Source organism: Salinicola sp. RZ23, assembly GCF_003206675.1.
Lineage (GTDB): Bacteria > Pseudomonadota > Gammaproteobacteria > Pseudomonadales > Halomonadaceae > Salinicola > Salinicola endophyticus.
In genome coordinates, this window is the sequence record NZ_PZJK01000005.1 from 141222 (window position 1) to 153077 (window position 11856).

Below are 11856 nucleotides of genomic sequence, written 5' to 3' on the forward strand. Positions count from 1 at the left end.
TGATAGATGCAACACGTCGCGATCGAAGGAAAGACGGAGTTTCTGGAGCAGCTGCGGGAGAAGCTGGCGAAGCGACTTCCCGAGGAGAAGGTGAAGCGGATCACCGCCTTCGCCGAGGATCTCTATGCCACGGCGCCCTTCGAGGAGGCGGCCGACCGCCAGTTGGACGATGTCTACGGTGCCACGCTCGCGGCGTGGCACTTCATGCGCACCTTCGATCCCAGCGATGCCAAGGTCCGCATCTTCAACCCCAACTTCGAAGAGCACGGCTGGCAGTCGCCGCACACCGTGGTCTCGGTGCTGCACCCGGACATGCCGTTTCTGGTCGATTCGGTGCGTATGGAACTCAACCGTCGCGGCCTGACCCTGCATGCGATCCACAATGCGGTGCTGGCGGTCGAGCGCGATGCCCGCCACCACGCGGTGAAGATCACCGGGCCGCGGGCCAAGGAGGCGCCGGCGTCGCGCGAGTCGCTGATTTTGATCGAGATCGATCGCCACAGCGATACGGCGACACTGGATGGCCTGGAGCAGAGCCTGCATGAGGTGTTGCGTGACGTACGCACCGCGGTCACTGACTTCGAGCCGATGTGCGACAAGCTGCGCGAGGTGATCGCCGAGGTCGAGGCCCAGCGCCCCGCCTCGGTGAGCGCGGCGGATCAGAAGGAGACGGTGGCGTTCCTCAAGTGGCTGCTCGACGAGCACTTCACCTTCCTCGGCTTCGCCGAGAGCCGGCTCTCCGGCAGCGGCGCCAAGGCGCGCGAGACGCGGGTCGAGGGCAGCGAGCTGGGGGTGCTCAAGCTCGACGAGCCGCGCTATCAGGAGTCGGTGCGCTTCGAGCCCGACGAGGAGCCGGGCCCCATGCCGGCGCTGCTGCGCTTCGCCAAGAGTGCCCACCATGCGCTGGTGCACCGGCCGACCTATCCCGATCACATCGCCATCACCCGCCATGACAAGCAGGGCAAGGTGATCGGCGAGTGGCGCTTCTTCGGGCTGTTCACCTCGCTGGTCTACAACGAGTCACCGCGCTCGGTGCCGGTGCTGCGGCGCAAGGTGCAGGCGGTGATCGACGCCGCCGGGGTCAACCCCAAGGGCCACAACGGCAAGCTGCTGTTGCAGATTCTCGAGGTGCACCCGCGCGACGATCTGTTCCAGAGCACCATCGAGGAGCTGAGCCAGACCGCTTTCGGCATTCTCAATATCCGCGAACGCCGCCGCGTGCGCCTGTTCATCCGCGAAGATCGCTGCGGCCAGTTCTACTCCTGCCTGGTGTTCGTCCCGCGCGACATCTTCTCCACCGATCTCCGTCTGCGCATCCAGAACCTGCTGTGCGATGAACTCGACGCCACCTTCGCCGACTTCAACCCTTATCTCTCGGAGTCGGTGCTGGCGCGCATCCAGTTCACCTTGCGCTTCAACGGCGACGAGCCGGTGGCCTTCGACCGCCGGGCGCTGGAGAAGAAGGTCATCTTCCTGGCGCGTAACTGGCGCGAGGATCTGCACGGTGCATTGATCGAGAGCCTGGGTGAAGAGGAAGGCAACCGCCAGGCACAGGTGTTCCGCGACGCCTTTCCCGGCGGCTACCGTGACGACTTCTCGGCGCGCACCGCAGCCAACGACATCCGCCACCTGAGCGGGCTCGACGACGGCGCGCCGATCGGGGTCAGCCTCTATCATCTGGCCGAGAACACCGCCGATAGTGTCAATCTCAAGCTCTATCATACCGACTCTCCGATTCCGCTCTCCGACATGCTGCCGGTGCTCGAGAATCTGGGGCTGCGGGTGATCAGCGAGCGCCCATATCATATCGATACCGAGCACCAGACCTACTGGATTCATGACGTCTCTTTCGATTACCGCGGCGCCGGCGAGGTCGATCTGCAGGCGATGCGCGACAACTTCATCGACGCCTTCACCCGGATCTGGGTGGGAGACGCCGAAAACGATGCCTACAACCGGCTGATCATCGGCGCCGGCCTCGGCTGGCGGCAGGTGGCGGTGCTGCGCGCCTACGCGCGTTATCTCAAGCAGCTGCGCATCGGGCTGTCGCAGGACTACATCGCCAACACCCTGGCCGCGCATGCGGATATCACCCGCGGTCTGTCGCGGCTGTTCGAACTGCGCTTTGCCCCGGATCTGGACGGCGACCGCGACAGCCGCTGCCAGGAGGCGGTCGACGACCTCAATGCGCTGCTCGATCAGGTGGCCAGCCTCAATGACGACCTGCTGCTGCGGCGCTACGTCGACCTGATCCAGGCCACCGTGCGGACCAACTACTTCCAACCGGGGGACGACGGTAGCGCCAAGGCGTACATCTCGTTCAAGCTCGAGCCGAGCAAGGTTCCGGGCATGCCCAAGCCGCGGCCGATGTTCGAGGTGTTCGTCTACTCGCCGCGCATGGAGGGGGTCCACCTGCGCGGTGGCAAGGTCGCCCGCGGCGGCCTGCGCTGGTCCGACCGTAACGAGGATTTCCGCACCGAGATCCTGGGTCTGATGAAGGCGCAGCAGGTCAAGAACTCGGTGATCGTGCCGGTGGGTGCCAAGGGGGGCTTCATCTGCAAACGCATGCCCGAGAATGGTGACCGCGACGCCATCCAGGCCGAGGGCATCGAGTGCTACCGCCTGCTGATCCGCGGCCTGCTCGACATCACCGACAACCTCGATGGTACCGACGTGGTGCCGCCGCAGGCGGTGGTGCGCCACGATCCCGACGACCCCTACCTGGTGGTCGCCGCCGACAAGGGCACCGCGACCTTCTCCGACTACGCCAACGCGATCTCGCTGGAGTATGACTTCTGGCTGCGTGATGCCTTCGCCTCCGGCGGTGCCCAGGGGTATGACCACAAGGGCATGGCGATCACCGCCCGCGGCGCCTGGGAGTCGGTCAAGCGGCACTTCCGCGAGATGGGCCTCAACACCCAGAAGGATGAGTTCAGCGTGCTCGGTATCGGCGACATGGCCGGCGACGTGTTCGGCAACGGCATGCTGCTCTCCGACAAGATCCGTCTGGTCGCCGCCTTCAACCACCGTCATATCTTCGTCGACCCGACGCCGGATGCGGCCAAGTCGTTCGCCGAGCGCAAGCGCCTGTTCGAGACGCCGCGGTCGAGCTGGTCGGACTACGACGAGGGGCTGATCTCGGATGGTGGCGGGGTCTTCTCGCGTGATGCCAAGTCGATTGCCATCTCGGCGCCGATGAAAAAGGCCTTCGGCATTCAGGCCGACAAGCTGTCGCCCAACGACCTGATCAACGCCATGCTCAAGTCGTCGGTGGATCTGATCTGGAACGGCGGCATCGGCACCTACGTCAAGGGCCACGACGAGAGCCATGCCGATGTCGGCGACAAGGCCAACGATGGCTTGCGCATCGATGGCCGCGAGCTCAACTGCCGCGTGGTCGGCGAGGGCGGCAACCTGGGCCTGACCCAGCGCGGGCGCATGGAAGCCGCGGCCAAGGGGATTCGGGTCAACACCGACTTCATCGACAACGCCGGCGGCGTCAACTGCTCCGACCACGAGGTCAACATCAAGATCCTGCTCGACGGGATCGTCCAGCGCGGCGACATGACCGAGAAGCAGCGTAATCAGCTGCTGGTGGAGATGACCGACGAGGTTGGCGAGCTGGTGGTGCGCGACAACTATCGTCAGACCCAGGCGCTGTCGCTCGCCGAGCTGCAGTCGCTGGAGGGGATGGGGCCGTACCGGCGCTTCATCAACGAACTCGAAGCTGCTGGCAGCCTCGATCGTGAGCTCGAGTTCCTGCCCAGCGACGAGCTGCTCGGTGAGCGCAGCAACGCCGACGGTGGGCTCACCCTGCCCGAGCTGAGCGTGTTGATCTCCTACGCCAAGAGCACGCTGAAGAGCGATCTGATCGCCGCCGATCTGCCCAACGACCCGCAGCTGCAGCAGCACGTGGCCAAGGCATTTCCGGCGACCCTGACCGAGCGGTTCGCCGACGATCTTGCCCAGCATCGGCTGAAGCGCGAGATCGTCGCGACCCAGATCGCCAACGACCTGGTCGATCACATGGGTATCACCTTCGTACGCCAGCTGCGCGACTCCACCGGCGCGTCGCGCCTGGAGATTGCCCAGGCCTACGTGATCGCCCGCGACAGCTTCGGCTTTAATCGTCTGTGGGAGCAGATCGAGGCGCTCGACTACCGGGTCGAGAGTCAGGTCCAGTACCGTATGATGCTCGATCTGATGCGCCTGATGCGGCGTGCCACGCGCTGGTTCCTGCGCCATCGCGGCACGCTCAGCGTCAAGGAGTGCGTGGAGCAGTTCGCGCCCCAGTTGACCCAGCTGCAGGAGGACATCGGCAACCGCCTCAAGGGCGACGAACGCGAGGCCTGGGAAGGGCGCCGCGACGAGCTGGTCGAAGCCGGGGTGCCCAAGGCCCAGGCTGCGGTGGTGGCTGCCGCGCCGAGCCTCTATGCCGGTCTCGGCATCATCCAGGCAGCGCGTGTCAGTGGCGAGAAGCTCAAGCGCGTGGCCGAGGTCTACTACGCCATCGGCCACCAGCTGGAGCTGCCGTGGATGATGCGCCAGATCAATGCCCTCGAGGTGCGTGACAGCTGGCAGATGCAGGCGCGGGAAACGTTCCGCGACGACCTCGACCGCCAGCAACTGGCGCTGACGGTGAAAGTGCTGGGCATGAGCGATGCCCCGCGCGAGGTGGAAGCGCGGGTGACCCGCTGGGAGGAGCAGCACGCGCCGCTGTTCGAGCGCTGGAACGCGCTGCTGGGCGAGATCAATGCCGGCACCCAGGTGAGCTTCGCGCTGATCGCGGTGGCCATTCGCGAACTGGTCGATCTTGCCGAGAGCGAGAGCGACGGCTAAGGTGGCGGCGGGCCGGTGCGTACCCGCGCGCGCCGGTCCCCGGCTTGAAACAGTGATTTGAAAAAGCGATTTGAATCGTCCGCTGGCCGATGTCCCGGCCAGTCATCACGCATTGTCACAGGCGCTTTCCTGAGAACCGTTAAGGTGTTCAGGCAAGCGCCTCTGTTATGCTGCAGCGATCCGCAGGCAGTCAACGCAGAGAGGCCCCATGAAGTATCGCGCGTTTTCCACCCTTATCCTGGCCGTCGGTGTCGCCACCGCACTGCCCGCCATGGCCCAGAGCGAGGCGCTCAAGCAGGCGCAGGCCGCGGCCGCCAAGGTCGACCTGACCAGCTTCTTCAAATCCAGCTCCGATGCCCGTAGCCAGAGCTTCTTCTTCGGTGGCGTGCAGCAGCATCCGTTCACCGTCGACGAGGCCGGACGCTACCGCTTCACCAGTTCGACTCTGCCCGGCGAATCCCTGGATTACCGCATCAAGGCCACGCTGATCGACGCCAACGGTAACGTCCTGGCCAAGGGTAGCGGGCTCGGCAACACCGGCGGCCTGGAGATGGAGCAGCGGCTCGAGCCGGGCAACTACACGCTGCAGGTCTCGGGGCAGAAGTTCGGCAGCACCAAGACCGGCGGTAACAGCTTCAACATCCAGGTCGATGCGCTGGACGCCAGTGGCAAGGTGATCACCGCTGACCAGGGCGGGGTCGACAATGGCGGTGGCATCATGTTCGGTGGCCCCGGCAGCAGTGGCCGCACCACCGCCTTCGTCGACGACAAGGACGATGTGGCGACGCTCAGTGCGCCGGGACGTGACGCGGCCAGTGCGGTTGCCGGTGGCGCGACCGCTGGCACCAGCGAGGCCGCGCCCAAGGGCCCCGACTTCGGCACCGCCAATACCGGCTCGGCGTCCAAGCCGGCGACTGCCGGGCAGGCCAGCGCGCCGACCGGCGCCTCCGCCCGCGAGCGTCAGCAGGCGCCGCTGCCGAGCAGCTTCGATGAGATCGTTTCCGATATCAAAGTGCTGCAGCAGGGCGAAGTGCTCACCTTCGACGTCGCCCAGGCCGGCACGGTCTCGGTCACCAGCTCGACCTTCCCCGGTCACGAAGGCAGTTTCCGCCTTCAGGCCAAGGTGCTCGACGCCGATGGTCGCACGGTGGCCAGTGACGAAGGCTCGCTGGCCGATGGCAACTTCGATATCGAGACCGTGCTCCAGCCCGGCCGCTATCGGGTCTGGGTCAAGGGCCAGCGGTTCGGTTCGGCGATGAACTCGGTCAACAACTACACCCTGCGCGTACAGCAGCTCGACGCGCGCTGATCGACAGTTGGGGGCGTGCCTCGCCCCAGGCATCGAAACCCGGCCCTGTGCCGGGTTTCGGCGTCATGGGAGGGTGGCAGATAATGTCACCTGGCATTCGAGCGGGTGCGGTTCGTCTCGCCACCCCCAGTTGGGATATACTCGCTCGCCGCTGTCGATCCCTTTTGCCACCGACGAGATTTCTCCATGTACCCCGTCGTTCGTTCTCTGCTGTTCCGGCTCGAGCCGGAGACCGCACATCGCGTCACGCTGACCGCTCTGGATGTGGCGCATCGGCTGCGTCTGTCGGGGCTGCTTGGCGATGCCGACAGCTCGGGCGAACCGGTGGAGGTGATGGGACTGACGTTCGCCAACCGTATCGGACTGGCGGCGGGGCTGGACAAGAACGCCGAGCATCTGGACGCCCTGGGGGCGCTGGGGTTCGGTTTCGTCGAGGTGGGCACCACCACGCCCAAGCCGCAGTCGGGCAATCCGCGTCCGCGTCTGTTCCGGCTGACCGGGACCCAGGCGATCATCAATCGCATGGGGTTCAACAACACGGGGGTCGATCAGCTGGTCGCCAACGTGCGCAAGAGCCGCTACCGCGGGATCATCGGCATCAATATCGGCAAGAACCTGACCACGCCGGTTGAGCGCGCGGTCGACGACTACCTGACCTGCCTGCGCAAGGTCCACGCCGCGGCGCACTACGTCACGGTCAATATCTCCTCGCCCAACACCCCGGGACTGCGCAACCTGCAGTTCGGTGAGCATCTCGATAGCCTGCTCGGGGCGCTCAAGGAGGAGGCCGTGCGGCTGGATGCGGAGCAGGGACGTCACGTGCCGCTGGCGGTGAAGATCGCTCCCGACATGACCCGAGAGGAGATCGCGCTGGTGGCGCGGACGCTTGCCGACAACGAGATCGATGCGGTGATCGCCACTAATACCACGGTATCGCGCGAGAACGTCACCGGTACGCCGCATGCCCACGAAGCGGGTGGGTTATCCGGGGCGCCGCTGTTCGCCACCTCGACCGCGGTGGTGCGCGAGCTGCGCCGACTGCTGCCGACCCTGCCGATCATCGGTGCCGGTGGTATCGACAGCGGCGTTCGGGCGAGCGAGAAGTGCCAGGCGGGGGCGGATCTGGTGCAGCTCTATACCGGTTTCATCTATCGCGGGCCGGAGCTGATCGGGGAGTGTATTCGCGCGACCGGAAACAGCAGCGCAGCATCTGCCTGAGCGCACGGGTCAGATGCCTTGACCGGGGAGGCGTGTCGATGCGCCCCTGGCGGTGGCAACAAAAAGGCCCGCGCTGTGCGGGCCTTGAGTGTGATGAGGCGATGCTCGTCAGCGGCGCGGGCCGCTATTCAAGTCATCACCATGGGGTTCTTGTGGATACCGGACACGCCGGTCATGCCATCCCACTGGTCCCCGCGACCTTCACGCCAACCGCTCATCCAGTTTTCGCGCAGGTTGATATCCTGGCTCGGGCATTCGTCGCGTGAGCGACCGGCGACCCCCGCCTTGTAGCCGTGCAGATATGCCCGCTGGTTGCGATCACGTTTCTGTCGTTTCATCGTATGGCCTCTTGTCGGAACAAGTGCATCACCTTTGGGAAAACACAGAGACTCCACGGCGTACCGTTCGCCGAAAGAAGACTCCGCCCGCGAAAACGTCCGGACAGGCATACGCATGCGTTGTTTCGTAGCTACACCTCTAGCTTTAGCGGAAATGAGAAACGATGTCGATGAGCGTTTTGTCATAAGGCCAGATTGAAAATGCACTCACGGGAATATGACCGGGCCGAGACGGTTCGGTGACGCCACCATGAAAGACGATAACTCGCTGTTGAGCCTTTATATCACCTGCCCCTGGGGCGTCGAACCGCTGCTCGCGGAAGAGGTCGCCGAGCTGGGGGCGGAGATACAAAAAACTACCGTCGCCGGGCTGCATGCGCGGGCCGATCTCGCCACGGCCTACCGTCTGTGTCTGTGGTCGCGCCTGGCCAACCGGGTGATCCTGACCCTGGGGCGCGAGAGCGGCTGCGACACCCCGGAGGCGATCGTCACCGCGGTGAGCCAACTGCCCTGGGCCGAGAAGCTGCGCGACGGCCATACCCTGGCGGTGGACTTCCACGGCCAGTCGGCGGCGATTCGCCACACCCGCTTCGGTGCCCAGGTGATCAAGGATGGGGTCGTCGAGGCGCTGGCGGCGGCCGGGCGCCCGCGGCCGCAGGTCGACCTCGGCCAGCCTGACGTGCGCCTCTACGCCAATCTGCACAAGGGGCAGTTGCTGGTGGGCATCGACCTGGTCGGCGCCAGCCTGCACCAGCGCGGCTATCGGCGTGACGTGGGCCACGCTCCGCTGAAGGAGAATCTGGCCGCGGCGCTGCTGGTGCGAGCCGGCTGGCCTGCGCGGGCCAAGCGCGGCGAGCCGCTGGTGGACCCGATGTGTGGTGCCGGCACGCTGCTGATCGAGGCGGCGATGATGGCCGCCGATATCGCGCCTCAGCTCACCCGGGAGCGCTTCGCCTTCGAGCGTCTGGCCGATTTCGATCCGGCGCTGTGGCAGACCCTGGCCCGCGAGGCCAAGGTGCGTGCCGATCTCGGCCGGCGGCGGGCGCGTTCGCGCCTGTGGGGCTTCGATCAGAGCCCGCAGGCGATCGCTGCGGCGCGCAGCAATGCCATGCGCGCGGGAATACCGGCACTGATCGAGCTGGCCGGCGCTGCAGTGAAGGGGCTGACGCCGCCCGCCGAGGCCACCATGCCGGGGTTGGTGATCACCAACCCGCCCTACGGCGAGCGTCTTGGCGAGCTGCCGGAGCTGGTGGCGCTCTACGGCGATCTGGGGCAGCGGCTGAAGCAGCACTTCGGCGGCTGGCAGCTGGCGCTGTTCACCGGTAACCCGGATCTTGGCCATCGCCTGGGCCTGCGTGCGCACAAGCAGTACGCGTTCAAGAACGGACCGCTCGACTGCAAGCTGCTGCTGGCCGATGTCGCGGCGCGCGATCCCGAGGCCCCTGCGACCGCCTCGACCGCACAGACGCCGGCGACGGACGCGTCGGCGCCGCTGAGCGAGGGCGCGCAGATGTTCGCCAACCGCTTGCAGAAGAATCGCAAGCGTCTGGCCAAGTGGCTCAAGCAGTCGGGGGAGCGCTGCTACCGGCTCTACGACGCCGACATGCCGGAGTATGCGCTGGCGATCGACGTCTATGGTCACCGGGTGCATGTCCAGGAGTACGCTGCGCCACGTTCGGTCGACGCCGACAAGGCCCAGCGGCGGCTGCTCGATGCGCTGAGTGCGATCCCGGCGGCGCTCGATGTGCGCCCCGAGCAGATCCACTACAAGCAGCGTGAGCGGCAGAGCGGCAAGGCGCAGTACCGCAAGCAGAGCGACAGCGGCGAGCGCTTCGTGATCGAGGAGGGGCCGGCCAAGCTGTGGGTCAATCTCACCGACTATCTCGACACCGGGCTGTTCCTCGACCACCGCCCGGTGCGCCGGCTGCTACGCGAACGCGCCGCGGACAAGCGTTTTCTCAACCTGTTCTGCTACACCGGCACGGCCACGGTGCACGCCGCCCTGGGCGGGGCCAGTGACAGCCTGAGTGTCGATCTCTCGAATACCTATCTCGACTGGGCGCGGGACAATCTGGCGCTCAACCAGCTCGATCCCGGTCGTCACCGGGTGGTGCGCGACGACTGTCTGCGCTGGCTAGAGACCGCGGGTGGCAGTTTCGACCTGATCTTTCTCGATCCGCCGACCTTCTCCAACTCGAAGAAGATGGCCGGCACGCTGGATATCCAGCGTGATCACGTGCGTCTGGTCGAGCTGGCGATGGCGCGGCTGGCACCGGGTGGGGAGCTGATCTTCTCCAACAACCAGCAGCGCTTCAAGCTCGATCCGGCGCTGTCGGCGCGCTTCGCGGTGACGGAGATCACCGCGCAGACCTTCGACCCGGACTTCAGCCGGCGCGCCAATCTGCACCACTGCTTCAGCATCCGCCATCGCGAGTGACGATGGCGCATCCCCCTGGTGACCGGTGGCGGGTGCCAGGGCAGCGACGCCTACGGGGTTGCGTCGCGCCCTTGATTCAGAGAGGGCAGGCGAGCCAGAGACTCAGTCGAGCAACGATAGCTGGGCCATGGCGCGGCGCCCTTCGGGGCTGTCGTCGTCGGCTTCCAGCACCTTGCGGAAGCCGCGCGCCAGCTGGATATGCGCCAGGTCGTCGAGCCACAGCATGGCCTGCTCCCGGCTTTCGGCCACGGCATGCTTGAGGCCGCCATACTGGGTGCCGATCTGGCCCCAGGCGCGGCTGAAGATCCAGTCGCCGAACATGTCCTGGTGCAGGTGCACCAGAACGTAGTCGTGTCCACTCTCCCAACGAACGATCACGCGAACTCCTGTCGTGGTTGTATGCCCCGGCTTGTCCCTGCCGGGTGTCCCGCCTAAGATGGCTGCGCCGGGCGGCGCGGCCGTGCCGTCATGGCTCGTATCGGGCTCATTGTAAAGCAAGCGCGGCAGAAATCGACGCGTACTGCGCAAGCCCTTCAGGCCGACAGGGAGAAGCCGTAGACATGCGAATTCTGGTGGACGAGAACGTGCCCCTGGCGGAGGCCTTCTTCGGCGAGTTGGGGGAGGTGACGCGCCAGCCCGGGCGTGAGATGAGCGCGGCCAGCGTGCGCGATCACGACGCCCTGGTGGTGCGTTCGATCACCCCGGTCAATGCGGCGCTGGTGGCCGGGTCGCGACTCAAGTTCGTGGGTACCTGCACCATCGGCACCGACCACGTCGACCTGGCGGCGCTGCGCGAGCACGGGATCGGTTTTGCCAACGCTCCCGGCTGCAACGCCGAGGCGGTGGTCGACTATGTGCTCTCCAGCCTGCTGCTGTTGAGCGAGCGCGACGGGGAGGACCTGTTCGCCAAGACCGTGGGTATCGTCGGGGCCGGCAACGTCGGCGGGCGCCTCGCCGCACGTCTGGCGGCGCTGGGCATCGATCACCTGATCTGCGATCCGCCGCGTGCCGAAGCGGAAGGGGGCGTGGGGTTCGTCGACCTCGACGCGCTGATCGCGCGCGCCGATGTCATCTGTCTGCACACGCCGCTGGTGGCCGCTGGAGCGCATGCCACCCGGCATCTGCTCGATCGGCGGCGGATCGAGGCGCTGGCGCCGGGGACCGTGCTGCTCAACGCTGGCCGTGGCGACTGCCTCGACGGCACGGCACTGAACGAACGTCTGGCTCGCGACGCCGACCTGCGCTGCGTGCTCGACGTGTGGGAGCAGGAGCCGGGGATCGACGAAGCGCTCTATGCCCGGGTCGATCTCGCCACGCCGCACATCGCCGGCCATAGTGTCGATGGCAAACTGCGCGGCACCGAGATGATCTATCAGGCACTGTCGCGTCAGTTCGGTCTACCCGCGCGGCAGAGCCTGGAGCGGCTGACACCGGCGCCTTGGCTGCCGCGACTGGTGCTCGACGCCGACACGCCCCGCGACGACGCGCTGCGGCTGTGCGCGCGGGCCTGTTACGACCCGCGCCGCGACGCCATGGGGCTGGAGCGCTATCGCCGGCGCCTGGGCATGGCCCAGGGCTTCGACGCCTATCGTCGCGACTATCCGGTACGCCGCGAGTTCCAGACCCTGGAGGTGGCGCTCACCGCCGCGGCCCCTGAACTCGAGGCGGTGCTGCGCGGCTTCGGCTTCGGTGTCGCCACGCCTGACTGAGCGCCG

At 66.3% G+C, this 11856-nt stretch carries 7 protein-coding genes; 5 read left to right on the top strand and 2 right to left on the bottom strand.

The features are described 5' to 3' along the window. The first annotated feature begins 6 nt into the window (after positions 1-6). From DOM67_RS04430 to DOM67_RS04440, 3 genes are all read left to right on the top strand, one after another. Complete coding sequence (locus DOM67_RS04430; protein ID WP_110674457.1) at positions 7-4839, top strand: NAD-glutamate dehydrogenase; 4833 nt, start codon at positions 7-9, stop codon at positions 4837-4839. 208 nt (positions 4840-5047) lie between these two features. Then, positions 5048-6148 carry a hypothetical protein gene (locus DOM67_RS04435; protein WP_110674458.1) on the top strand — a complete coding sequence of 367 codons (1101 nt, stop codon included), beginning with the start codon at positions 5048-5050 and terminating at the stop codon, positions 6146-6148. 186 nt (positions 6149-6334) lie between these two features. Next, positions 6335-7366, top strand: a complete 1032-nt coding sequence (locus DOM67_RS04440; protein WP_110674459.1) for a quinone-dependent dihydroorotate dehydrogenase — start codon at positions 6335-6337, stop codon at positions 7364-7366. A 128-nt stretch (positions 7367-7494) separates the two neighbouring features. Here the strand turns inward: DOM67_RS04440 and rmf are convergent, their stop codons facing one another. Continuing rightward, positions 7495-7704 carry a ribosome modulation factor gene (gene rmf, locus DOM67_RS04445; RefSeq protein WP_035471369.1) on the bottom strand — a complete coding sequence of 70 codons (210 nt, stop codon included), beginning with the start codon at positions 7702-7704 and terminating at the stop codon, positions 7495-7497. 250 nt (positions 7705-7954) lie between these two features. Here rmf and rlmKL point away from each other — a divergent pair, with 250 nt between their 5' ends. After that, on the top strand, positions 7955-10141 hold the full coding sequence (rlmKL, locus tag DOM67_RS04450) for a bifunctional 23S rRNA (guanine(2069)-N(7))-methyltransferase RlmK/23S rRNA (guanine(2445)-N(2))-methyltransferase RlmL (protein ID WP_110674460.1): 2187 nt from the start codon (positions 7955-7957) through the stop codon (positions 10139-10141). A 102-nt stretch (positions 10142-10243) separates the two neighbouring features. Here the strand turns inward: rlmKL and DOM67_RS04455 are convergent, their stop codons facing one another. After that, positions 10244-10519: a hypothetical protein gene (locus DOM67_RS04455; RefSeq protein WP_110674461.1), complete on the bottom strand. Its 276-nt coding sequence runs from the start codon at positions 10517-10519 to the stop codon at positions 10244-10246. Positions 10520-10701: 182 nt separating this feature from the next. On the opposite strand from DOM67_RS04455, the gene pdxB reads away from it, so the two are divergent. Continuing rightward, the gene (gene pdxB / locus DOM67_RS04460; RefSeq protein WP_110674462.1) at positions 10702-11850 is read left to right on the top strand and encodes a 4-phosphoerythronate dehydrogenase PdxB; all 1149 of its coding nucleotides are present in this window, start codon (positions 10702-10704) and stop codon (positions 11848-11850) included. The last annotated feature ends 6 nt before the right edge of the window (positions 11851-11856 follow it).